At 62.9% G+C, this 21,493-nt stretch carries 21 protein-coding genes and 1 tRNA gene; 17 read left to right on the forward strand and 5 right to left on the reverse strand.

Going from position 1 to position 21,493, the window contains the following annotated elements:
- The first annotated feature begins 114 nt into the window (after positions 1 to 114).
- Positions 115 to 3,522, forward strand: coding sequence for an indolepyruvate ferredoxin oxidoreductase family protein (locus BMZ35_RS18985; RefSeq protein ID WP_093096557.1), 3,408 nt, complete (start codon positions 115 to 117; stop codon positions 3,520 to 3,522).
- A 50-nt stretch (positions 3,523 to 3,572) separates the two neighbouring features.
- Positions 3,573 to 4,058, forward strand: a complete 486-nt coding sequence (locus BMZ35_RS18990) for a RidA family protein (RefSeq protein WP_093096562.1) — start codon at positions 3,573 to 3,575, stop codon at positions 4,056 to 4,058.
- 52 nt (positions 4,059 to 4,110) lie between these two features.
- On the opposite strand, the gene BMZ35_RS18995 is transcribed toward BMZ35_RS18990, so the two are convergent.
- Positions 4,111 to 4,187 (reverse strand) — tRNA-Met (locus tag BMZ35_RS18995).
- A gap of 246 nt (positions 4,188 to 4,433) precedes the next feature.
- Between BMZ35_RS18995 and phnC the strand changes: the two genes are divergently transcribed.
- The 5 genes from phnC (at position 4,434) to BMZ35_RS19020 (ending at position 9,078) form a co-directional block, all read left to right on the forward strand.
- Positions 4,434 to 5,228, forward strand: a complete 795-nt coding sequence (gene phnC, locus BMZ35_RS19000) for a phosphonate ABC transporter ATP-binding protein (RefSeq protein ID WP_093096653.1) — start codon at positions 4,434 to 4,436, stop codon at positions 5,226 to 5,228.
- Between the two features lie 63 nt (positions 5,229 to 5,291).
- Positions 5,292 to 6,194 (forward strand): phosphonate ABC transporter substrate-binding protein, encoded by a 903-nt coding sequence (gene phnD, locus BMZ35_RS19005; protein ID WP_093096565.1) that lies wholly within the window; start codon positions 5,292 to 5,294, stop codon positions 6,192 to 6,194.
- 69 nt (positions 6,195 to 6,263) lie between these two features.
- The gene (gene phnE, locus BMZ35_RS19010; RefSeq protein WP_093096567.1) at positions 6,264 to 7,139 is read left to right on the forward strand and encodes a phosphonate ABC transporter, permease protein PhnE; all 876 of its coding nucleotides are present in this window, start codon (positions 6,264 to 6,266) and stop codon (positions 7,137 to 7,139) included.
- A complete protein-coding gene (gene phnE, locus BMZ35_RS19015; RefSeq protein ID WP_093096570.1) occupies positions 7,136 to 8,458 on the forward strand; it encodes a phosphonate ABC transporter, permease protein PhnE in 1,323 nt (440 codons plus the stop codon). The genes phnE (BMZ35_RS19010) and phnE (BMZ35_RS19015) overlap by 4 nt, the downstream gene beginning before the upstream one ends.
- The gene (locus tag BMZ35_RS19020) at positions 8,458 to 9,078 is read left to right on the forward strand and encodes an LbetaH domain-containing protein (RefSeq protein WP_093096573.1); all 621 of its coding nucleotides are present in this window, start codon (positions 8,458 to 8,460) and stop codon (positions 9,076 to 9,078) included. Before phnE (BMZ35_RS19015) ends, BMZ35_RS19020 begins: the two co-directional genes overlap by 1 nt.
- A 7-nt stretch (positions 9,079 to 9,085) precedes the next feature.
- Here BMZ35_RS19020 and BMZ35_RS19025 read toward each other — a convergent pair whose 3' ends face one another.
- Together BMZ35_RS19025 and phnF are read right to left on the reverse strand one after the other, a co-directional pair.
- A complete protein-coding gene (locus tag BMZ35_RS19025; RefSeq protein ID WP_093096655.1) occupies positions 9,086 to 10,267 on the reverse strand; it encodes an alpha-D-ribose 1-methylphosphonate 5-triphosphate diphosphatase in 1,182 nt (393 codons plus the stop codon).
- A gap of 92 nt (positions 10,268 to 10,359) precedes the next feature.
- The gene (gene phnF, locus BMZ35_RS19030; RefSeq protein ID WP_093096577.1) at positions 10,360 to 11,085 is read right to left on the reverse strand and encodes a phosphonate metabolism transcriptional regulator PhnF; all 726 of its coding nucleotides are present in this window, start codon (positions 11,083 to 11,085) and stop codon (positions 10,360 to 10,362) included.
- A 101-nt stretch (positions 11,086 to 11,186) separates the two neighbouring features.
- On the opposite strand from phnF, the gene phnG reads away from it, so the two are divergent.
- The 8 genes from phnG to phnN all read left to right on the forward strand — a co-directional run bounded on the left by phnG (position 11,187) and on the right by phnN (position 16,845).
- Entirely contained in the window at positions 11,187 to 11,630 is a 444-nt protein-coding gene (phnG, locus tag BMZ35_RS19035; RefSeq protein ID WP_093096580.1) for a phosphonate C-P lyase system protein PhnG, read from the forward strand.
- Positions 11,630 to 12,199 carry a phosphonate C-P lyase system protein PhnH gene (gene phnH, locus BMZ35_RS19040; protein WP_093096583.1) on the forward strand — a complete coding sequence of 190 codons (570 nt, stop codon included), beginning with the start codon at positions 11,630 to 11,632 and terminating at the stop codon, positions 12,197 to 12,199. Before phnG ends, phnH begins: the two co-directional genes overlap by 1 nt.
- The gene (locus BMZ35_RS19045; RefSeq protein ID WP_093096586.1) at positions 12,199 to 13,293 is read left to right on the forward strand and encodes a carbon-phosphorus lyase complex subunit; all 1,095 of its coding nucleotides are present in this window, start codon (positions 12,199 to 12,201) and stop codon (positions 13,291 to 13,293) included. Before phnH ends, BMZ35_RS19045 begins: the two co-directional genes overlap by 1 nt.
- 220 nt (positions 13,294 to 13,513) lie before the next feature.
- Positions 13,514 to 14,383, forward strand: coding sequence for an alpha-D-ribose 1-methylphosphonate 5-phosphate C-P-lyase PhnJ (locus BMZ35_RS19050; protein WP_093096657.1), 870 nt, complete (start codon positions 13,514 to 13,516; stop codon positions 14,381 to 14,383).
- A complete protein-coding gene (locus BMZ35_RS19055; RefSeq protein WP_093096590.1) occupies positions 14,380 to 14,778 on the forward strand; it encodes a VOC family protein in 399 nt (132 codons plus the stop codon). The genes BMZ35_RS19050 and BMZ35_RS19055 overlap by 4 nt, the downstream gene beginning before the upstream one ends.
- Positions 14,765 to 15,553: a phosphonate C-P lyase system protein PhnK gene (gene phnK, locus BMZ35_RS19060; RefSeq protein ID WP_093096593.1), complete on the forward strand. Its 789-nt coding sequence runs from the start codon at positions 14,765 to 14,767 to the stop codon at positions 15,551 to 15,553. The genes BMZ35_RS19055 and phnK overlap by 14 nt, the downstream gene beginning before the upstream one ends.
- 78 nt (positions 15,554 to 15,631) lie before the next feature.
- Positions 15,632 to 16,312: a phosphonate C-P lyase system protein PhnL gene (gene phnL, locus BMZ35_RS19065; protein ID WP_093096596.1), complete on the forward strand. Its 681-nt coding sequence runs from the start codon at positions 15,632 to 15,634 to the stop codon at positions 16,310 to 16,312.
- On the forward strand, positions 16,312 to 16,845 hold the full coding sequence (gene phnN, locus BMZ35_RS19070) for a phosphonate metabolism protein/1,5-bisphosphokinase (PRPP-forming) PhnN (RefSeq protein ID WP_093096599.1): 534 nt from the start codon (positions 16,312 to 16,314) through the stop codon (positions 16,843 to 16,845). Before phnL ends, phnN begins: the two co-directional genes overlap by 1 nt.
- Here the strand turns inward: phnN and BMZ35_RS19075 are convergent.
- Positions 16,827 to 17,513: a DUF1045 domain-containing protein gene (locus BMZ35_RS19075; RefSeq protein ID WP_093096602.1), complete on the reverse strand. Its 687-nt coding sequence runs from the start codon at positions 17,511 to 17,513 to the stop codon at positions 16,827 to 16,829. The two genes, phnN and BMZ35_RS19075, sit on opposite strands and share 19 nt — an antisense overlap.
- A gap of 55 nt (positions 17,514 to 17,568) precedes the next feature.
- Between BMZ35_RS19075 and BMZ35_RS19080 the strand changes: the two genes are divergently transcribed.
- On the forward strand, positions 17,569 to 18,714 hold the full coding sequence (locus BMZ35_RS19080) for an alpha-D-ribose 1-methylphosphonate 5-triphosphate diphosphatase (protein WP_093096605.1): 1,146 nt from the start codon (positions 17,569 to 17,571) through the stop codon (positions 18,712 to 18,714).
- An 85-nt stretch (positions 18,715 to 18,799) separates the two neighbouring features.
- Here BMZ35_RS19080 and BMZ35_RS19085 read toward each other — a convergent pair whose 3' ends face one another.
- Complete coding sequence (locus tag BMZ35_RS19085) at positions 18,800 to 20,398, reverse strand: phosphoenolpyruvate carboxykinase (RefSeq protein WP_093096608.1); 1,599 nt, start codon at positions 20,396 to 20,398, stop codon at positions 18,800 to 18,802.
- 380 nt (positions 20,399 to 20,778) lie between these two features.
- Between BMZ35_RS19085 and BMZ35_RS19090 the strand changes: the two genes are divergently transcribed.
- Positions 20,779 to 21,480, forward strand: a complete 702-nt coding sequence (locus BMZ35_RS19090; RefSeq protein WP_093096611.1) for a response regulator transcription factor — start codon at positions 20,779 to 20,781, stop codon at positions 21,478 to 21,480.
- The last annotated feature ends 13 nt before the right edge of the window (positions 21,481 to 21,493 follow it).

A 21,493-nucleotide genomic window follows, 5' to 3' on the forward strand; every position in this document is an offset into this window, starting at 1 on the left:
CTAAATAATGCGCCTCAGCGAGATGATTTTTCGCATCTTAGGGTTTTGGCGTGGGAATGGGAACGGTTTTTCGAGGGATTCGTGTCATACTCTTCGTTCCAAAGGAGACGCGCCATGACCAAATCTGCCCATGATTTTCAAAGCTATGCCCTGTCGGATCGATATGACCGCGAAACGGGCCGGGTCTTTTTGACCGGAACACAGGCGCTTGTGCGGGTGATGTTTGACCAGGCGCGGCGGGACCGGGCGGCGGGGCTCAATACGGGCGGGTTCGTCTCGGGCTATCGCGGTTCGCCGCTGGGAGGGCTGGATCTTGAGTTCTGGCGTGAGAAAAAGCGGGCGGAAGCGGAGCGGATTACTTTCATGCCGGCGGTGAACGAGGATCTCGGTGCGACGGCTGTTTTGGGGGCGCAGCAGGCAGTGCTGGACCCGGATTGTGAATATGATGGCCTGTTTTCGATGTGGTACGGCAAGGGGCCGGGGGTCGACCGGTCGGGCGATGCGCTCAAACACGGGAACGCCTATGGGTCGTCGCCCAAGGGCGGCGTTCTGGTCGTGGCTGGGGATGACCATGGGTGTGTAAGCTCGTCGATGCCGCATCAGTCGGACGTAGCGTTCATGTCGTGGTTCATGCCGACGCTGAACCCGGCGAGCGTCGAGGAATACCTCGCCTTTGGGGAATACGGCTTTGCGCTGTCGCGGTTCTCGGGGACATGGGTCGGGTTCAAGGCGATCTCGGAAACGGTGGAGTCGGGGCGGTCGGTGGAATTGCAACCCGACCGGCAGTTCGTGACGCCCGCGTTCGACATGCCGCCGGGGGGCTTGCACGTGCGCCCCAGCGACCTGCCCAGCCCGGAGATTGAAACCCGGATCGGGCACAAGCTTGAGGCGGTGGAAGCCTTTGTCGAGGCGAACCCGATTGACCGGCGCATCTATGATATCGAGGACGCGACCTATGGGTTTGTGACCACCGGTAAGGGCCATCTGGACCTGATGGAGGCGCTGCGCCTTCTTGGGCTTGATGAGGCCGCCTGTCGGCGGCTGGGGATCGACATCTACAAGGTGGGTATGGTCTGGCCGCTGGCGCGGCGCGATGCGCTGGCCTTTGTGACCGGCAAGCGCGAGGTGCTGGTGGTCGAGGAAAAGCGCGGCATCATCGAGAGCCAGTTCAAGGAGTATTTCTATGACTGGCCCGGCGCGAAACCCGAGCGCATGGTGGGCAAACATCGTGCGGTGGGCGATCCGTTGTTGCCGTGGACGGGCGAGTTGAGCCCGCTGATGCTGGTGCCGGTGGTTGCCGAGCGGTTGTCGCGGTTCTTCCCAGAAGAAGGTCTGGAAGAAAAGGCGCGGGCGCTGGTGGCGGAAAAGCCGCCCGTGCTGAACGTGCCGGGGGCGACGCGGACGCCCTATTTCTGTTCCGGCTGTCCGCATAATACGTCGACCAAGGTGCCCGAAGGCAGCCGCGCGATGAGCGGGATCGGCTGTCACGTGATGGCAAGCTGGATGGGGCGCAATACCGGCGGCTATGCCCAGATGGGGGGCGAGGGCGTGCCCGTGGCCGTGGCGCAGAAGTTCAACGGCGGGCGGCATGTGTTCCAGAATTTGGGCGAAGGGACGTGGTATCATTCGGGGTCCTTGGCGATCCGGCAGGCCGTCGCGGTGGGGGCGAATATCACCTACAAGGTGCTGTTCAATGACGCGGTGGCGATGACCGGCGGGCAGCCCGTGGACGGCCCGGTTTCGGTGCAGGGCATTGCATGGAACGCGCGCGCCGAAGGGGTGACGCGGATTGCGCTGGTGAGCGACAATATCGGCAAGTTCAGCCACGGCGATTTCCCACCCGGCACCACGTTCCGCGATCGCAGCGCCTTGGACGCGGTGCAGCGGGAGCTGCGTGAGATCAAGGGCGTGACGCTTTTGATCTATGAGCAGACCTGTGCCACGGAAAAGCGGCGGCGGCGCAAGCGGGGGACGATGGAAGACCCCGATACCTTTGCCTTTATCAACGAACTGGTCTGTGAAGGCTGTGGCGATTGCTCGGTTGAGAGCAACTGTCTGAGTGTGGAGCCTGTTGAGACCGAGTTTGGCCGTAAACGGAAAATCAACCTCTCCACCTGTAACAAGGACTTCTCTTGTGTGAACGGGTTCTGTCCCAGCTTTGTGACCGTGACCGGGGCAAAGCGGCGCAAACGGGACGGCGCGGACATAGACCTGGCCGGGTTGATGGCCGGGTTGCCCTCACCTGCGGTGCCATCACTCGCGGAACCATTTGACTTGTTGGTCACAGGTGTGGGCGGCACCGGCGTTGTGACCGTGGGCGCGCTGATCACCATGGCGGCGCATCTGGAAGGGTCGGGGGCAAGTGTGCTCGACTTTACCGGCTTTGCGCAGAAGTTCGGCACGGTGCTGAGCTATATCCGGCTGGGGGCCAGCCCGAACGCGCTCTATCAGGTGCGCACCGAGGCGGGCGCGGCGGATGCGGTGATTGGCTGTGACGTGGTTGTGTCCTCGGCGCCCAAGGCGAGCGTGCATTACCGGAAAGGGTCGCGGGTGGTGCTCAATACGGCGGCGATGCCGACCGGGGACCTGGTGCTGAACCGGGACGCGGATTTGAAGATCGGGCTGCGTGAGCGGGTCATTCGAGATGCGGTTGGCGCCGAAAACCTGTCGGCACTGGATGCCAATGCGCTGGCGGAACGGTTGATGGGGGATTCGGTTTTTGCCAATGTCATGATGCTGGGCTTTGCGTGGCAGAAGGGGCTGGTGCCGGTCAGTGAGGGCGCGTTGAAACAGGCGATCCTTCTGAATGGCGTGGCCGTGGAAAAGAATGCGCGGGCCTTTGATCTGGGGCGGGTGCTGGCGCATGATGCTTCGGCTTTTGCCGTCGAGGAGAGCCCAAAGCCGCAGGAGCTTGATGAGGTGATTGCCCGGCGGGTGGCGTTCCTGAGCGAGTATCAGGATGCGGCTTATGGCGAGCGGTTCCGTCGCCAGATCGAAGCGGTGCGTGGCGTGTTGCCAGAGGCGCAGGCAATCGAGGCGGCAAAATCGCTGTTCCGCCTGATGGCTTACAAGGACGAATACGAGGTTGCGCGGCTGCATGTGGAGACCGGGTTTGACGACGTGTTGCGGCGCGAATTCGAGGGTGACTTCAAGGTGCATTACCACATGGCGCCGCCGATCCTGCCCTTGGGCAAGGATGGGCGCGGGCGGCCAAAGAAGATGCGGATGGGCCCGTGGATGCGCCCTGTGCTGAAGCGGCTGGCCAAGATGCGTGGACTGCGCGGCGGTGCGTTCGACCCGTTCCGCTTCAGCGCCGATCGCAAGCTCGACCGGGAATTGCTCGCTTGGTTCGAGGGCGTGCTTGCGCAGGTGGCCGCCGGTTATGACGCGGCACAGGAAGAGGCCGTGGCGTCCCTTGTGAAGGCGCCGCAGGAGATCCGGGGCTATGGGCCGGTGCGCGAAGCGGCGGCCAAGAAGGTGCGCGCAGAATGTGATGCGCATCTGGCGGCACTGCGGGGTTGATCCGTTGATCCGGCGCGGGCAGTCTTGCCTTGAATGCGAGGAGATTGCCCATGTCTGACATCGAGAAACGCTTGCAGGCGCTGGGCCTGGCTTTGCCCGCGGCGACCCGTCTGCCCGAGGGTCTGCATCTGCCGTTCAGCCTTGTGAATGTGCGCGGCAACCGGGTGCTGATCTCGGGGCATCCGAAATCGAATGCCGATGGCAGTATTGGCGGGCCGTTCGGACAGCTCGGCGCGGAGCTGACGACGCAGCAAGGCTATGACGCGGCGCGCGAGATCGCGCTTGCGGTGCTGGCGAATGTGAAGGCCGAGATCGGGGATTTATCGCGGATCACGGGCTGGACACGGGTCTTCGGGATGGTCAATTCCGCACCGGGGTTTTGTGAGCAGCACCTTGTCATCAACGGGTTCAGCGATCTGATCCTTGAGGTGTTCGGCCCGGATGTGGGGCGCCATGCGCGGTCTGCCATCGGGACGGCGGGATTGCCGATGAATTTCGCGATCGAGATCGAAGCGGAATTGGACATCGCGGACTAGGGCCGGAAAAGACGAAACCCGGATGCGTCGGCATCCGGGCTTCTGGAATTCTTGGTGGCGGTGCAGGGACTTGAACCCCGGACACGCGGATTATGATTCCGCTGCTCTAACCAACTGAGCTACACCGCCGTAAGTGGAGTGCGATTTAGGGGAGTCGGCGGGCCGGGTCAAGAGAGAAATCGCACCTTTCGGGCGGGTTTTGAACGGGTCTGGAAATTTCCCCTACCGGGCAGGGTCTGCTGCCGGAAACAGAACGCAGGCGGTCTGCGAAACAGGCCACTTATCCACAGGCGCCGTCACGAAAGCTTCACCGGCCTGTCAATTTTCCTTTGAACGCGCCCTCTAAGCAGCCCCTCGAATGACGAGGGGATGACCGTGCTTACAATCAAGAAGCTCACCAAGGCCTTTGGGCCGAATGTCGCGGTGGACAAGGCCGACATCCAGATCGACCGTCCGGCGATGATCGGGATCATCGGGCGGTCCGGTGCGGGCAAGTCCACGCTTCTCAGGATGCTGAACCGGCTGAGCGATGCGACCAGCGGGCAGATGATCTTTGAGGGGCGCGACATTACCGGCCTGACGGGACACGACAAGCGCGCGTGGCAGAGTGAATGCGCGATGATCTTCCAGCAGTTCAACCTTGTGCCGCGCATGGATGTGGTGAGCAACGTGCTGCATGGCACGCTCAACAGGCGCTCGACCCTGACCACGATGTTCAACCTGTTTCCAACGGCGGATATTCACCGGGCTATCGACATTCTTGACCGGCTCGGCATTGCCGAACACGGGCCGAAACGCGCCGAGGCGCTTTCGGGGGGACAACAGCAGCGCGTGGCGATTGCGCGCGCGTTGATGCAGGACCCCAAGATCATCCTGGCGGATGAACCGATTGCCTCGCTTGACCCGATGAACGCCCAGGTGGTGATGCAGAGCCTGCGCCGCATTCACGAGGAAGACGGGCGCATGGTGATTGCCAACCTGCACACGCTGGACACGGCGCGCCGCTATTGCGACCGGGTGATCGGGATGCGCGACGGGCGGATCGTGTTCGATGGCACCCCCGAGCAGCTGACCACCGGCGTGGCGCGCGACATCTACGGCGCCGATGACAGTTTCAACGAAGCCTACACCTCGACCGAGATCCAGACGCTGAACCGGGTCCCGGCCTGACATTTCCGACTTTCATCTGCCCTGTTCAGTGACGGCGGGGCTTTACACAACTGGAGAGACAAGATGAAAAAGCTGATCGCTGCCGTTCTGGCAACCACCGCCCTGACCGCGCCGGCCATGGCAGAAGACATCAAGGAATTCCGCATCGGTATCCTTGGTGGTGAAAACGCCCAGGATCGTCTGAATTCGAACGAATGCCTGCGTGCCAAGACCGCAGACCTGCTGGGCGTGGAAACCAAGCTGTTTGCCCCGGCCGACTACAATGGCGTGATTCAGGGACTGCTGGGCGGCACCATCGACATGGCGTGGCTGGGCGCGTCGGGCTATGCCAAGACCTTTCTGAGCGATCCCGAAGCGGTTGAGCCGATCCTCGTCAAGGTGAACAACGACGGTGGCTATGGCTATTACTCGATCGGATTTGCCCGCAAGGACAGCGGCATCGACAGCCTTGAAGCGATGAAGGGCAAGGTGTTCGGTTTCGGCGATCCGAACTCGACCTCGGGCTTTTTGATCCCGTCGATCGAAATCCCGCAGGCGACCGGCGCAACCATGACCTCGGGTGACTATTTCGGCGAAGTGAAGTTCACCGGTGGTCATGAGCAGACCATCGTGGCCGTCTATAATGGCGATATCGACGGTGGTGTGACCTGGGCCGATGGGCTTGGCGAGTGGGAAGACGGGTTCAACTCGGGCGCGCTGCGCAAGGCGGTTGACGCGGGTCTCGTGGACATGAACGAGCTGGTACAGATCTGGAAATCCAAGCCGATCCCGGAAGGCCCGGTGGTGCTGCGCAAGTCGCTGCCCGAAGACGTGAAGCTGAAGATGACCGGCCTGATGGCGTCGCTCAAGTCGATGGACGAGGAATGCGCCTATGGCGTTCTGCAGGGCGATGCGAAAGGCTTCATGCCGATTACCCACGAAGCCTATGAGGTGATCGTGGAAGCGCGCAAGCTCAAGTCCAACTGATTATTTCGCACGGATGATGGCAGGCTCCGCGGTTTCGCGGGGCCTGTGTTTTGACGGAAAGGGGCCAGGATGGCGGACCTGACAGGCGGTGTCGGCGCGTTGCGCGCGGATTACATGGCGCTGACGCGGCGCAAGCGGATGATGGACGGCATTATCCTGGCGATATTCGTGGCCCTGATGGTGTCGGGGTTCATGATTGCGGATGACCGCAATGCGGGTGGTTTCTGGAGCGGGTTGCACCGGTTGTTCGACTTTCCCAAGGAGGTTCTGGGCGAAGCGGTCGAGAAGGTCGACACGCTGCCCGCGCATTTCGTGAAGTTTTTCCCGTCGCTGGTCGAGACGATCAATATCGCGGGGGCATCGACCCTGATCGGGGCGCTGGCGGCGATGGTGCTGTCGCTGTTGTCGACGCGGGGCATGGCGCGCTGGCCGCGCATGATCCCGGTGTTTCGGCGGATCATGGATATCATGCGGGCGGTGCCTGAGATCGTGATCGCGCTGGTGCTGATCTTCGTGATGGGCGGCGGCCCGGTTCCGGCGATGATCGCGATTGCGTTTCACACGGCGGGGGCGCTGGGAAAGCTGTTTTCCGAGGTGAACGAGAACGCGTCTCTGAAACCCGTTGAGGGGTTGCAGTCGGTTGGCGCGAACTGGTCGCAGCGGATGATTTTGGGTGTCATTCCGCAGGTCAGCCCGAACTACCTGAGTTATGCGCTCCTGCGGTTCGAGATCAACATTCGCGCCTCGGCCATCCTTGGCTTCGTGGGGGCGGGCGGCATTGGCTACGAGCTCAAGAACGCGATGAGTTGGGGCAAGGGGCAGTATGACGAGGCGGCGGCGATTTTCCTGCTGTTGTTCGCGACGATCATCGTGGTGGATCAGGTGTCGAGCCATTTCCGTGACCGCCTGACCCATGGCAAGACAGACAGGAAGGTGGCGGCATGAGCGCGCTGGATGTTGATATGATCCCGGTCAAGATGCAGGCGGATGCGCTTTTCCGGCGCAAGCGGCTGGTGAGTTTCGGGTTGCCCGCGCTGGTGCTGGCCTATTTGACCTATATTTTCTTTGCCTTTGACATTCCGGGGCTGGCGCAGCGGTTCGAAGTGGACAATGCGCGGGCGCTGGTGGCGGACAGCTACAGCTACAAGACCCACGTGACGCGCGATAACCGGTCGGGCGAGGTGAGTGTGGCGATCGAGGGCGAGCGCAAGGGCACCTACGAGGCAGGCACCGCGCCCGATTGGGTGGCGCTGGGGAACGAGACGCTGATTGACCTTGGTGAAGGGCATGTCGTGACCTTCGGGGCCGAGAATTTCATGAGCTACATCGTGCCGGGTTATGGTGAAATCACCGCCCAGCCGAGCCGCGCCAAGGGGGTGGATGCGACCCTGCCCGAAGGGGATGTGCCGGAATGGATCAACGTGTCGCGGAACCGGATGACGGTCACAACCGAGGCCGGGCGGCTGACGGTGACGCGCAACCGGACGGAAGTGTTCCGCTATTTCGCGGGCTGGGAGTTGTTCTTTTTCACGCTGGACAGTCCCTATCACGGGTTGGGCTTTGGCGAGGTGATGGCGCGGGCGTTGGGCGGCGAGGCGGCGGACATCTGGCTCGATTTCTGGACCAACAAGATGTGGCGTCATTCCGACGTGGCCTGGGCGCTTTTTGAAACGATTCTGATGGCGTTCCTTGGCACGATGGGCGCGGCGATTGTCGCCCTGCCGCTGGCCTTTCTCGCGGCCAAGAATTTCTCGCCGCTGATGGCGGTGCGGCAGGTGATGCGGCGGTTCTTTGATTTCTTCCGCGGCGTGGATGCGCTGATCTGGACGATCGTGCTCGCGCGGGCCTTTGGGCCGGGGCCGCTGACCGGGGCGCTGGCGATCCTGATCACGGATACCGGATCTTTCGGCAAGATGTTCTCGGAAGCCTTGGAAAACGCCGACCAGAAGCAGATCGAGGGCATCCAGTCGACCGGGGCCAACCCGGTGCAGCGGTATCGCTTTGGGGTGATCCCGCAGGTGACGCCGGTGTTGTTGTCTCAGATTCTCTACTACCTTGAATCCAACACCCGCAGCGCGACCATTATCGGCGCGATCACCGGGGGCGGGATCGGGCTCTTGCTGACGCAGGCAATGATCACCCAGAAGGATTGGGAAGAGGTGGCCTATTACATCGTTCTGATTATCCTCATGGTGATGGCAATGGACTGGTTCTCGGGCTGGTTGCGGCGCAAACTGATCCAGGGGGATGAAGGGGGACGTTGATGCACAACCCGCTGAAGGCCGAGGGGCCGGTGATTGCCGAGGGCTGCCAGATCGTGGAAAGCGAGTTTGGCGCCTATACTTGGGTGAACTCGGGCGCCCGCATTCAGTCTTCCAGCCTTGGCGATTACTCCTATTGTGACCGGGATTGCGATATCTCGAATGCGGAGATTGGCAAGTTTGCCAATATCGCCAGCCGGGTGCGGATCGGGGCGACGGATCATCCGCTGGACCGGGCGAGCCTGCATCATTTCATGTATCGCTCTGCCGATTACTGGCCGGATGCCGCGCATGACGATGCGTTTTTCGAGTATCGCAGGTCGCGCCGGGCCTATGTCGGGCATGACACGTGGATCGGGCACAATGCGCAGATCAAGCCCGAGGTGACGGTGGGGCATGGTGCGGTGGTTGCTGCCGGGGCGGTGGTGACACGGGACGTGCCCCCCTACATGATCGTGGCAGGGGTGCCGGCGAAACCGTTGCGGGCGCGTCAGCCCGAGGCGGTGGCGGACCGGCTGATGGCGCTGGCGTGGTGGGATTGGTCGCATGAGCGCCTGCGCGCTTCGCTGGACGATTTCCGGGCGTTGAGCGCGGGAGCGTTTCTCGAGAAATACGGCGGTTGAAGCGCAGTTATTCGGCGGCGAGCCGGTCGGGTGCGCGCCCCGAGAAGAAGCGGTGTGCCGCTTCGCCGGTCAGGTGGGAAATGCGCCCGGCGCAGATCGTGCCTTCGACCGCGTGAGTGCGGGCGTTGACGATGGCAATGTCGGCGCGTTGGCCCATGTCGAGTGCGCCTCGGTCGCTCAGTCCCATGATCCGTGCAGGGTGGCGCGAGATCAGATCCCATGCCTGCGGAAGGGTGTGGGTGCCAGTTTCCACGAGCCGAAAGGCAGCGCGGGACAGGGACGGATAGTGGTAATCCGAGACCAGCGCATCGCATAGCCCGTCGTGGATCAGGGTCTGCGCCGAGATATTGCCTGCCTGGCTGCCGCCCCGTACCACGTTGGGCGCGCCCATGATGACCAAGTCGCCCACGGCGCGGGCCAGCGCGGCCGCCGGGCGGGCGGTGGGAAATTCGCAGATGCGTGCGCCGATGATCGAAAACCGCTCTCGGGTGTCGCCGTCGGGGTCGTCATGGCTGCCATAGCGCACGCCAAGCGCGTCGAACCGTTTGGCGAGGGTGCAGAGATAGCGCGGCACGCGCGGGGTCTGTTCCCATGCCTGATGCACAAGCGCCATGTGTTCCTCGGGGGTGCGGCCCGATTTGCGGGCCCAGTAGGCGATCTCGTCCGGGCTGATCCGGGCGAGGTGCAGGGCCTCGTCGAGATGGTTGTTGAAGACGACATAGTCGACCTTGTGCCGTTCGACCGCGTCAAGCAGCCGGTCTGCGGTTTCGACCGTGTGGGTTTCACAGCGGATCTGGATGCGCAGGTCGGTCAGGGCGTGATCGCGGAAACGCTCCATGGCGGACAGAAGGCCCAGGGCGAACTCGGGGCTGCGGTGGCCGCCTTCCCAGGACCAGCTTTGCGCCAGCCACGCAGTTGTCACGCCATTGGCGGCCGCGTCGCGATCCGTCGCGCGCAACCCCATGTCCAGCGGGAAGGGGGCCGAGGGGCGCGGGGCGATGTGGCGTTCAAAGGCGTCGCCATGCAGGTCGATGATGCCGGGGAGCAGGAGATAACCCGAGAGATCGACTTCGGGCAGGGGGCCATCGGCAATCTGGCCGCGGTCCACGGTCAGGGTTCGGTCCTGCATTTCCCCGTCGACAAGGACGGTGCCGCCGGTCAGGCGCACGGAAAGAAGAGGTTCGGGCATGGGTCCGCTCATTCTCGGGTTTTTGGGCAGACATACGCGGGTTTTGTGTCGTGGCGGTGACGGTCCGGCCGGAATTTCCGGGCGCGACGGGATCAGTCGCCGTCGGCCAATGTCAGGGTGACGCGGTCCCCGGCAAACCAGGTGGTGCCGTATTCCACCGGACGCCCGTCGGGATCGACGTTGATGCCCACGGTCCGCAGGATCGGATCGCCTTCGTTCAAGAGAAGGTGCAGCGCCTGTGTGGCGCTGGCGCGGCGGGCGGTGAGGCGGGTGGAGGCGCGGGTATAGTCGGCAACGCCATATTCCCGAAGGGCCGCCGTAACCGAGCGCAGGCGGTTCAGGTGATCGAGCATGTCGGGGAAGCGGCTGGCGGGAAAGACGCTGCGGAAAAGCGCGACGGGATGGGCATCGGCCAGCGACAGACCTTCGTAGACATGTACCCGGGCCTCCGGCGCCAGTTGCAACGCGGCTGCCTCGCGCGGGTCGGGGGCGCGGGTTTCGAGATAGAGCACCTCTTTGCCCGGAAGCCGCCCGGCCTGTTCGAGGTTGCGGTGAAACCGGACCCGCTTGCCGATTGGATAATCGGTGGCGGCGTGGGTCACAAAGACCCCGGCACCGCGTCGCGCATGCACCAGCCCCTGTTCCGCCATGGACTTGAGCGCATGGCGGACCGTGTGGCGATTGACCCCGAAACGCGACGAGAGTTCGGCCTCGGTCGGCAGCTTGGCACCGGGCGGATAGCGGCCTTCGGCGATGTCTTCGGTCAGGGTGGCGGCGATGGATTTCCAGATCGGCGTGCGCGGTGCGGGTGTGGGCATGTCACGAAACTTTCACGGGAGAGGGATTGCCCGACTCGGGGGGAATGGGTAATGATTTGTCTAGTTGTATAGAAAAGTAGACAAATTCGCAAGGTGTCTAGATGAGCGCAGATTTCACGAGGCGGGACTGGATGTCCCTGATGGCCAAGGCGCCGGGCGCGTCGGTGGCGCGGCTTTGGGCGGCGCTGGAGATGGTGCCGGAGTTCCATTGGCTGCGGGCGCCGGAAGTGGGGGCGGCCATGGTGCGCGGGCGGCAGGGCGCGACAGGCGCGCCGTTCAACCTTGGGGAAATGACGATCACGCGCTGTTCGCTGCAGCTTGAGAGTGGGGCGGTGGGGCATGGCTATGTGCAGGGGCGTGACAAGGACAAGGCGCGGGTCGTGGCGCTGGTGGATGCGCTGATGCAGGGCGACATGGCGGCGCGGGTGCGCGCCGGGATGCTGGAACCGTTGGCCGCAGAGATGGACGCGGCCAAAGAGGCGCGCGCGGCCAAGGCCGCGGCGACCAAGGTGGATTTCTTCACGATGGTACGGGGAGAGGATTGATGGACGCGGACCTTCTCAGGGGTGGATTTACGAACGCGCCGGTGGATGCAGCGCATGCGTTTCGCGCGGCGATGAACGTGATGGCGCGGCCCGGAACAGTGGAGACGCTTGCCGGGGCGAAGCCGCCCGCGCCGCTGTCGGTGGCTGCCGGGGTGCTGCTTTTGACGCTGTGTGACCCGGAAACGCCGGTGTTCCTTGCCGGGGTCCATGACTGTGCGGCGGTGCGCGACTGGATCACCTTCCATGTCGGGGCGCCGCTCATCGGACCGGAGCGTTCGGTTTTTGCTGTGGGCGGCTGGGACGACCTGATGCCGCTGGACCGGTTTACGATTGGAACGCCGGAATACCCGGATCGCTCGGCCACGATGATTGTCGAAGAGGGCGAAACCCCGTTGGTGAACGCCATTTTGCGGGGGCCGGGGATACGGAGCACGGCGGCGGCGCGCCTGCCGGAGCTGGATGCGTTTCAACGCAATGCGGCGCTGTTTCCGCTGGGGCTCGATTTCTTTTTTACGCAAGGCGGGCGCGTCCGCGCGGTGCCGCGCACGACCAAGGTGGAGGCGGCCTGATGTATGTTGCGGTGAAAGGCGGTGAACGCGCGATCGACAATGCCCATGCGTGGTTGGCCGAGGAACGGCGGGGCGATACGGATGTCGCCGAGTTGAGCGTCGCGCAGATTCGTGAGCAGCTGAAGCTGGCGGTGAACCGGGTGATGGCGGAAGGGTCGCTCTATGACCCCGACCTTGCCGCGCTGGCGATCAAGCAGGCGCGGGGCGACCTGATCGAGGCGATTTTCCTGATCCGGGCCTATCGCACGACCTTGCCCCGTTTCGGGCATTCCGTGCCGGTGGAAACGGGCGACATGGCCTGTGATCGCAGGATCAGCGCAACCTTCAAGGATGCGCCCGGCGGTCAAGTGCTGGGCCCGACCTTTGATTACACGCACCGTTTGCTGGATTTCAAACTGGCCGCCGAGGGAGATATTCCCGACGCGCCGGGTGCCGCGCCGCGCGATGCGCCGACGCCCCATATCACCGGGTTCCTGAACAAGGAAGGTCTGATCCAGACCGAGAAAGAGAGTGACGATACGCCAGCGGACCTGACGCGGGAGCCGTTGGCGCTTCCCGCCGACCGGCCCTTGCGGTTGCAGGCGTTGACGCGGGGGGACGAGGGGTTCGTGTTGTCGATGGCCTATTCCACGCAGCGCGGCTATGCCCGCAACCACGCTTTTGTCGGCGAACTGCGTATTGGCCGGGTGCCGGTGGAGATGGAAATCCCCGAACTGGGCTTTGCCATCGAGATTGGTGAGATCGAGCTGACCGAGTGTGAGACGGTGAACCAGTTCCAGGGCAGCAAGACCGAGCCGCCGCAGTTCACGCGCGGCTATGGGCTTGTGTTCGGGCAGTCAGAGCGCAAGGCGATTTCCATGGCGCTGGTCGACAGGGCGCTGCGCTGGAAGGAGCTGGGCGAGGATGACATGGGGGCTCCGGCGCAGGACGAGGAATTCGTGCTGTACCATTGCGACAATATCCAGGCGACGGGGTTCCTCGAGCACATCAAGCTGCCCCATTACGTGGATTTCCAATCCGAGCTGGAATTGATCCGCAAGCTGCGGCGGGAGGCGGCGGATGCCTCCGCCACCTCGAAGGAGGCGGCGGAATGACACCGGTAAAAGGATCAGGATTGTGCGTCTTCGCCGGTGTTCCGTGCGTGCATCACCTTGGCGATGACGGCCAGGCAAAAGACGACAAGCAGGGCATTTACGATGCTGAACATGAGATAGGTTCCTTCTGGTTTCTTGCATGTGAAGCTCTCGCATACCGGGAAAAAGGGGCAAGAAGATGATGGATTTGAGGGAAAACGGCCCGGAAACCGCCACCGAAATGACCGATTACAACTTTGCCTATCTGGATGAGCAGACCAAGCGGATGATCCGCCGGGCCATCCTCAAGGGGCTGGCGATCCCGGGTTACCAGGTGCCGTTTGCCAGCCGGGAAATGCCTATGCCTTATGGTTGGGGCACCGGAGGCGTGCAGGTGAGCGCGGCGACGTTGACGCCCGAGGACACGTTCAAGGTGATCGACCAGGGCGCGGATGACACGACGAACGCGGTGTCGATCCGCAAGTTCTTTGAACGCACGGCTGGGGTTGCGACCACCGAGGAGACGAGCAAAGCCAGCGTGATCCAGACGCGCCACCGCATTCCCGAAGAGCCGCTGCGCGAGGATCAGATCCTTGTCTACCAGGTGCCGATTCCCGAACCTTTGCGATTTCTTGAGCCGAGCGAGGTGGAGACGCGCAAGATGCACAGCCTTGAGGAATACGGGCTGATGCATGTGAAGCTGTACGAGGATATCAGCCGCCACGGCGCGATTGCCACGGCTTATGCCTATCCGGTGAAGGTGGAAGGGCGGTACGTGATGGACCCGTCGCCCATTCCCAAGTTCGACAACCCGAAGCTGGAAATGGCGGCAATCCAGCTGTTCGGCGCGGGGCGTGAGCAGCGGATCTATGCGTTGCCGCCGTGGTGCCGGGTGGTGAGCCTTGATTTCGAAGACTACCCGTTCGAGGCGAGCAAGGCGGATGCGCCCTGTGACCTGTGCGGGGCGGATGACAGCTATCTGGATGAAGTCATCATGGATGACTCGGGTACGCGGATGTTTGTCTGTTCGGACACGGATTACTGTGCCAGCCGTCGGGCGGCGGGGCATGTGGGCGCGCAGGGCGCCATCGAGCAGGAGGGTGCGGCATGAGCGCGGATACGCTTGGAATTGATCATCTGGGACTGACCGTGAGGGACCTGCAGGCGAGCCTGGCGTTTTTCACTGGTGCGCTGGGCTGGGAACAGTTTGGCGGCAATCCGGACTATCCGTCGGCCTATGTCACGGATGGCACGTCGAAGATCACGCTTTGGCAGCAAACGCAAAAAGGCAGCGGGTTTGACCGCCATGCCAATGTCGGGCTGCATCATACCGCGCTGAAAGTGGCGGATGAAGCGACGCTGCGCGCGGTGTTCGAGCGGGTTCGGGTCTGGCCCGGCGTCGAGGTGGAGTTTGCGCCGGAATTGTCGGGCAAGGGGCCCAAGATACATTTCATGATCCGTGAGCCGGGGGGCACGCGGTTGGAGGTTTCCCATGATCCAAGGTGAAACGAACGGGCCGCTGCTGTCGGTGCGCGGAGTCACGCACATGTATGGCAAGCGGATCGGCTGTGCGGATGTGCATTTCGATCTCTATCCCGGCGAGGTGATGGGCATCGTCGGGGAGAGCGGGTCGGGCAAGTCGACCTTGCTCAATTGTCTTGCGGGGCATCTTGTGCCGGACCGGGGCGAAGTGCTGTTCGAGATGCGGGATGGGGCGGTGAAGGATACCGTGACCATGTCGGAGCCGGAGCGGCGCATGCTGGGGCGGACGGATTGGGCCTTTGTGCATCAGCATGCGCGGGACGGGCTTCGGATGAACGTGAGTGCCGGAGGTAATGTCGGAGAGCGGCTGATGGCCGTCGGCGCGCGTCATTACGGCGGTATTCGCGCCGAGGCGGTGGACTGGCTGGACCGGGTCGAGATTGCCGAGAGCCGGGTGGATGATCGCCCGACACAGTTTTCAGGCGGGATGCAGCAGCGCCTTCAGATCGCGCGCAACCTCGTGACCGGGCCGCGGCTGGTGTTCATGGATGAACCGACCGGGGGGCTGGACGTGTCGGTGCAGGCGCGGCTTCTGGATCTGTTGCGGGGGCTTGTGCGCGAAATGGGGTTGAGTGCGATCATCGTGACCCATGACCTTGCCGTGGTGCGGCTTTTGGCGGACCGGCTGATGGTGATGAAGGACGGGCAGGTGGTGGAAACCGGGCTGACGGACCAGGTGCTGGACGATCCGCAGCATGCCTATACGCAGCTTCTTGTTTCCAGCGTGTTGCAGGTTTGAGGACGGGGCAGGGGGGCTGTCTGCCCCCCGTCGCAAGCGACTCCCCCCGAGGATATTTTTGGCAAAAGGAAGACATGGATGATCGAGATTGAAGGGGTGGCCAAGACCTTTACGCTGCATAATCAGGGGTGTGTTGTGATCCCGGTGATGCAAGGTGCGACCCTGTCGGTGGCGCGCGGGGATTGCGTCGGGCTGATCGGGGCGTCGGGCGCGGGCAAGTCGACCTTGATGCGGATGATCTATGGCAATTACCTTGCTGCTGAGGGGCGGATTGTTGTCGATGGGGTGGACGTGGTGCAGGCGCCGCCGCGCGAGATACTGGCGCTTCGGCGGGAAACGCTGGGCTATGTGAGCCAGTTCCTGCGGGTGGTGCCGCGGGTGCCGACGCTGGACGTGGTGGCCGAGCCCCTGCTGGTGCTGGGTGTGGACGCCGAGGTGGCGCGGAACCGGGCGCGCGCGTTGCTGACCCGGCTGCGCATTCCAGAACGTCTCTGGGCGTTGAGCCCGACGTCGTTTTCGGGAGGGGAGCAGCAGCGGGTGAATATCGCGCGGGGCTTTGCACATGATTACCCGGCGCTGCTTTTGGATGAGCCGACGGCAAGCCTTGATGCAGCGAACCGGGACACGGTGCTGGAGCTGATCGAGGAGGCCAAGGCGCGCGGGGCGGCGATCATCGGGATCTTCCATGACGAAGCAGCCCGGGAGCGTGTGTGCGACCGGGTGGTGGACGTATCGGCCTATACGCCAAGGGCCGCGTGATGGGCGCGCACGTGATTGGTGTCGTTGGACCGAGCGGCGTGGGCAAGGATACGGTGATGCATGCGCTTGCGACGGCGCATCCCGACATCCGGCTGGCGCGGCGGGTGATCACGCGCCCGGAAGAGGCCGGGGGCGAAGACTTTGACGCTCTGAGCGAAGCCGGATTTGACCTGAGAGTCGCAGAGGGGGGCTTTGCGCTTTGGTGGGAGGCGCACGGGCTGCGCTATGGCATTCCACAGGAAGAGGTGGCTGGGGAGGACACGATCCTCGTGAACCTGTCGCGCACGGTGCTTGGCGCGGCGCGGGCGCGGTTTGAGCACTTTGCGGTGTTGTCGCTGGTGGCGGCGCCCGAGACGCTTGCGGCGCGGCTGGCGGCGCGGGGCAGGGAGAGCCGTGAAGAAGTGGCCGCCCGGCTGGCGCGGGCCGAATTTGTGCGGCCCAAAGGCGCGGACGTGATCGAGATCAGCAATGACGGGGCGCTTGAGGACACCGTGGCGCAGGCGCTGGACGCGCTTTATCCGGTGAGGGTGTAGCGGTGGATTTCGTGGAACATTCCCGAGATGTCTTCGCCCACAAGGGTGAGATCCCGCACCGTGAAGGGGCGGGGCAGCAGGGGCGTGATATGGGGTGCGAGTGCGGTTTCGACTTCGACCGCCTGCTCCGGGGCCAGAGGTCCGGTCAGGGTGATGTGAAAACGGAATTCATCGAGCACGTAGGGATAGCCCCATTGCGCGAGCAGGGCCTCTTGCCGGGCGTTCAGCCGGGCGCGGCGGCGGCGGGCGAGTTCGGCGTCGCTTGGGGGCGCGCGGAACGGGTCGAGCTGTTGCACGACGCTGGCCGCGAGGTTGGCCAGTGGTGTCTGGTCGCCGTCGATCTTGAGGGCGAGGAAGCGGCCCAGCCGGGCAAGGTGCAGGCCGTCGAGCGTCACGGGCGCGAGGCTGGCGCAGAGGATGTGCAAGGCGTCCGCAAGCGCGGCGGCAGTGGCGCCTTCGGCAAGGTGGAACGGCGGCTTGATCGTGCCGTGCAGCCCGTATTTTCGCGGCGTTGCGGTGATGTCGGGCAGAGGCGCGGGCAGGCCGGGAATATCGGGATGCGGGGCGGGCTGACCGCTAGCCACGTCCCAGCCAAGCCAGCGCGCGCCGAAATCGGCAAGCGCGCCGGGATGCGGGGTGTAGTAGATGCCGTATCGTCTGAATTGCATGGGGCCTCGGGCTCGGGTTTTTGGAACGCTGATGACAACAGGATGTGACGCAGAGATGACACAAGAGATGATCCTCGCCAATGCCATGCTGGTTTTGCCGCACGAAACGCTGCAGGGCAGTGTCGTGGTGCGGGGCGGCATGATTGTCGAGATGGACAGCGGCACGGCGGTGCCGGCGGGTGCGGTGGATTGCGAGGGGGACTTCGTGGCGCCCGGGCTGATCGAGCTGCACACGGACAATCTTGAGCGGCATTTGCATCCGCGCCCCAAGGTGGACTGGCCGCATCAGGCGGCGATCGTGGCGCATGATGCGGAACTGGCCAGCGTCGGTATCACCACGGTGTTTGATGCGATCCGGGTCGGGTCGATCGTCAACGGGCCGAACAACAAATACGGAAAATACGCGCGCGCGATTGCCGACGAGATCCTGTCGATGCGGGACAGTGGCGGGTTGCGGATCAGCCACCATCTGCATTTGCGAGCCGAGACCTGTTCGGAGACATTGATCGAGGAACTTGACGAGTTCGGCCCGGCGGACCGGATCGGGATCGTGAGCCTGATGGACCATACGCCCGGGCAGCGCCAGTTCACCAACCTCGACAAGTACGAGGGGTTCATCCGGGGGAAATACGGGTTGGGCGGCGATGAGTTTGCCCGCCATGTTGATCACCTTCTGACCCTTCGTGCCAACCTTGGGGACCGGCATGAAGCTGCGGCTGTGGCCGCGGCCAAGCGCTTTGGCGCGGTGTTGGCAAGCCACGATGACACGACTGCCGAACAGGTGGCGACATCGGCGCGGCACGGTATTCGGCTGGCCGAGTTTCCGACAACTTTGGCCGCGGCGCGGGCCAATCACATGCACCAGATTGCCAATATCATGGGTGGGCCCAACCTTGTGCGGGGCGGGTCGCATTCCGGGAACGTGGCGGCCATCGAGCTGGCCGAGGCCGGGCTTCTGGACATTATCTCGTCGGATTATGTTCCGTCGTCGCTGCTGTTGTCAGCGGTGCAGTTGGGACAGCATTGGGGCGACATGGCCAAGGGATTGCACACGGTCACGGCAGCCCCGGCGCAATATACCGGGCTGGATGATCGCGGACGGCTCGAGGTTGGCAGGACGGCCGACCTGATCCGGTTCCGGCTGACCGAAGGTGTGCCAGCGTTGCGGGCGGTCTGGAGCAAGGGGGTGCGGGCAGCTTGAACGAGGCGAGCTGTCTGCGGGTTTGCTATAACGAAAAAGCCCCGGATCCTGTCCGGGGCTTTTCTGATCGTTTCGAACGTGGCGCTTATCCGATGGCGGCGGCTTTCACGTCTGCGTCGATATAGGGCAGGTACTGTTCAAAGTTCTCGGCGAACATCTTGACCAGTTTCTTGGCCTGCGCGTCGTAAGCTTCCTTGTCTTCCCAGGTCGAGCGCGGGTCCAGAAGACCGGCGTCCACACCGGGAACCGTGACCGGCACTTCGAAGCCGAAGTTGGGGTCCTTGCGGAAGGTGGCTTCGTTCAGCGAGCCGTCCAGCGCCGCGGTCAGCAGGGCACGGGTGGCCTTGATCGGCATGCGGTTGCCGGTGCCATAGGCGCCGCCGGTCCAGCCGGTGTTGACCAGCCAGCAGGTGGTGCCGTGTTCGGCAATCTTCTGGCGCAGCAGGCTGCCATAGGCTTCGGGGCGACGCGGCATGAAGGGCGCGCCGTAGCAGGTCGAGAACGCCGGGGCGGGTTCGGTCACGCCGCGCTCGGTACCTGCCATCTTGGCGGTGAAGCCCGACAGGAAGTGGTACTCGGCCTGGGCCGGGGTCAGGCGGGCGATCGGAGGCAGGATGCCAAACGCGTCACAGGTGAGCATGATCACGTTCTTGGGGTGCCCGCCAAGGCCGTTATCCGACGCGTTCGGGATCGAATCCAGCGGATAGGCGCAGCGCATGTTCTCGGTCAGGGTGCTGTCTTCGAAGTCGAGCTCTTTGGTCTCTTCGTCGAAGATCATGTTCTCGATCACGGTGCCGAACATCTTTGTCGTGGCATAGATTTCCGGCTCTGCCTCGGGGTTCAGACCGATGGTCTTGGCATAGCAACCGCCTTCGAAGTTGAAGGTGCCGCGATCCGACCAGCCATGTTCGTCGTCGCCGATCAGGGTGCGGTTGGGATCAGCGGACAGGGTGGTCTTGCCGGTGCCGGAAAGGCCGAAGAACACGGCGGCGTCGACCGGGTTGCCGTCGGCGTGGTTGGCCGAGCAGTGCATCGGCATGATGCCTTTTTCCGGCAGCAGGTAGTTCAGAACGCCGAAGACGGATTTCTTGTTCTCGCCCGCGTATTCGGTGTTGCCGATCAGGATCAGCTTCTTGTCGAAGTTGACGGCGATCACGGTCTCGGTGCGGCATCCATGCTTGGCCGGGTCGGCCTTGAAGCTGGGGCAGTTGATGATCGTGAAATCCGAGGTGAACCCGTCAAGTTCGTCGCGCGCCGGGCGGCGCAGCAGGTGACGGATGAAGAGGTTGTGCCACGCAAGCTCGTTGATCACGCGCACGTTCAACCGGTGCGCGGGGTCGGCCCCGGCATAAAGATCCTGAACGTAGTAGTTGCGGCCCTTCATATGCGCGACCATGTCGGCGTGCAGGCGATCAAAGGCGTCAGCTTCCATCGGGGCGTTGTTTTCCCACCAGATCGTGTTCTCGGTGGTCTCGGTGCGGACCGTGAATTTGTCCTTGGGCGAGCGGCCGGTAAATTCACCGGTGCTAACCAGGAACGTACCGCCCTGACCCAGCGTGCCTTCGCCGTTCTTCAGAGCGGCCTCAACCAAAGCCGGCTCCATAAGGTTGTAATAGACATTGCCCAGCCCTTCGATCCCTTGATCTTCGAGGCGGAATTGCGGGTTTACCCGTCCAAATGTCATCTGCAAACTCCTGTAGCCGGCCCGGAGAGGGGCGGCAGTTCTTGAATTACTGGAACATCTTGCAAGAAACGTCCCGATCAGCCCGCGACGCGGGCACCACGGGGCGCTCTTAACATGTCGTTCCAGAGAAAGGATAGGACGGTTTAGCGCAGTTAGCGCAACCACTTGCAGGTTAGCGCAATCAGGGGGCTGGATCGGAAACAATCCGCTTAGAAGCGCGGCAGAAAGTGAGGCAAATTAGCCATTGGTTAGCGAAACCTGTGTCAAATAAGTCCGGATTGTGACCCGAATCGCACTTTTGGATTGATTGCCTGGGCGGTAATTGCGCATAATACCGCAAAAAACAGGCATAAAAAACGAGCAGTATAAGGACCCGATCAATGTCGAAGATTGCCCTTGTGGATGACGACAGGAATATCCTGACGTCCGTTTCCATGACCCTTGAGGCAGAAGGGTTTGAAGTCGAAACATATAATGACGGCCAGCAGGCGCTGGACGCATTCAATAAGAAATTGCCCGATATGGCCGTGCTGGACATCAAGATGCCCCGCATGGATGGCATGGACCTCTTGCAGCGTCTGCGCCAGAAAACCTCGATGCCGGTCATTTTCCTGACCTCGAAGGATGACGAGATCGACGAAGTTCTCGGTCTGCGCATGGGCGCGGATGACTATGTCAAGAAACCCTTCTCGCAGCGTCTTCTCGTGGAACGTATCCGCGCGTTGCTGCGGCGCCAGGAAGCGGTGGACGGCGATATCGTCGGTGATACCGAAGAAACAAAGGTGATGAGCCGCGGTGACCTGGTGATGGATCCTCTGCGCCATTCGGTGAGCTGGCGGGGCAAGGACGTGACTCTGACCGTAACCGAATTCCTGCTGTTGCAGGCGCTGGCGCAGCGCCCCGGTTTCGTGAAGAGCCGCGATCAGCTCATGGACGTGGCCTATGATGACCAAGTTTATGTGGATGACCGTACGATCGACAGCCATATCAAGCGTTTGCGCAAGAAAATGCGCAGCGTGGACCCGGAGTTCTCGGCGATTGAGACCCTCTATGGCATCGGCTATAGGTACAACGAAGAGTAAAAGCGGCAGCCGG

The sequence above is a fragment of the Shimia aestuarii genome (assembly GCF_900114635.1).
Lineage (GTDB): Bacteria > Pseudomonadota > Alphaproteobacteria > Rhodobacterales > Rhodobacteraceae > Shimia > Shimia aestuarii.

What these genes read in the sequence shown, in the direction of transcription:
- BMZ35_RS19090 (WP_093096611.1), top strand. Translation starts at nt 20,779, where the DNA reads ATGTCGAAGATTGCCCTTGTGGATGACGACAGGAATATCCTGACGTCC.
- phnG (WP_093096580.1), top strand. Translation starts at nt 11,187, where the DNA reads ATGAGCGCAGATTTCACGAGGCGGGACTGGATGTCCCTGATGGCCAAG.
- phnD (WP_093096565.1), top strand. Translation starts at nt 5,292, where the DNA reads ATGAAAAAGCTGATCGCTGCCGTTCTGGCAACCACCGCCCTGACCGCG.
- phnL (WP_093096596.1), top strand. Translation starts at nt 15,632, where the DNA reads ATGATCGAGATTGAAGGGGTGGCCAAGACCTTTACGCTGCATAATCAG.
- BMZ35_RS19020 (WP_093096573.1), top strand. Translation starts at nt 8,458, where the DNA reads ATGCACAACCCGCTGAAGGCCGAGGGGCCGGTGATTGCCGAGGGCTGC.
- BMZ35_RS18985 (WP_093096557.1), top strand. Translation starts at nt 115, where the DNA reads ATGACCAAATCTGCCCATGATTTTCAAAGCTATGCCCTGTCGGATCGA.
- BMZ35_RS19055 (WP_093096590.1), top strand. Translation starts at nt 14,380, where the DNA reads ATGAGCGCGGATACGCTTGGAATTGATCATCTGGGACTGACCGTGAGG.
- phnF (WP_093096577.1), bottom strand. Translation starts at nt 11,085, where the DNA reads ATGCCCACACCCGCACCGCGCACGCCGATCTGGAAATCCATCGCCGCC.
- BMZ35_RS19050 (WP_093096657.1), top strand. Translation starts at nt 13,514, where the DNA reads ATGACCGATTACAACTTTGCCTATCTGGATGAGCAGACCAAGCGGATG.
- phnE (WP_093096570.1), top strand. Translation starts at nt 7,136, where the DNA reads ATGAGCGCGCTGGATGTTGATATGATCCCGGTCAAGATGCAGGCGGAT.
- BMZ35_RS19085 (WP_093096608.1), bottom strand. Translation starts at nt 20,398, where the DNA reads ATGACATTTGGACGGGTAAACCCGCAATTCCGCCTCGAAGATCAAGGG.
- BMZ35_RS19045 (WP_093096586.1), top strand. Translation starts at nt 12,199, where the DNA reads ATGTATGTTGCGGTGAAAGGCGGTGAACGCGCGATCGACAATGCCCAT.
- BMZ35_RS19025 (WP_093096655.1), bottom strand. Translation starts at nt 10,267, where the DNA reads ATGCCCGAACCTCTTCTTTCCGTGCGCCTGACCGGCGGCACCGTCCTT.
- phnN (WP_093096599.1), top strand. Translation starts at nt 16,312, where the DNA reads ATGGGCGCGCACGTGATTGGTGTCGTTGGACCGAGCGGCGTGGGCAAG.
- phnE (WP_093096567.1), top strand. Translation starts at nt 6,264, where the DNA reads ATGGCGGACCTGACAGGCGGTGTCGGCGCGTTGCGCGCGGATTACATG.
- BMZ35_RS19080 (WP_093096605.1), top strand. Translation starts at nt 17,569, where the DNA reads ATGACACAAGAGATGATCCTCGCCAATGCCATGCTGGTTTTGCCGCAC.
- BMZ35_RS19075 (WP_093096602.1), bottom strand. Translation starts at nt 17,513, where the DNA reads ATGCAATTCAGACGATACGGCATCTACTACACCCCGCATCCCGGCGCG.
- BMZ35_RS18990 (WP_093096562.1), top strand. Translation starts at nt 3,573, where the DNA reads ATGTCTGACATCGAGAAACGCTTGCAGGCGCTGGGCCTGGCTTTGCCC.
- phnK (WP_093096593.1), top strand. Translation starts at nt 14,765, where the DNA reads ATGATCCAAGGTGAAACGAACGGGCCGCTGCTGTCGGTGCGCGGAGTC.
- phnH (WP_093096583.1), top strand. Translation starts at nt 11,630, where the DNA reads ATGGACGCGGACCTTCTCAGGGGTGGATTTACGAACGCGCCGGTGGAT.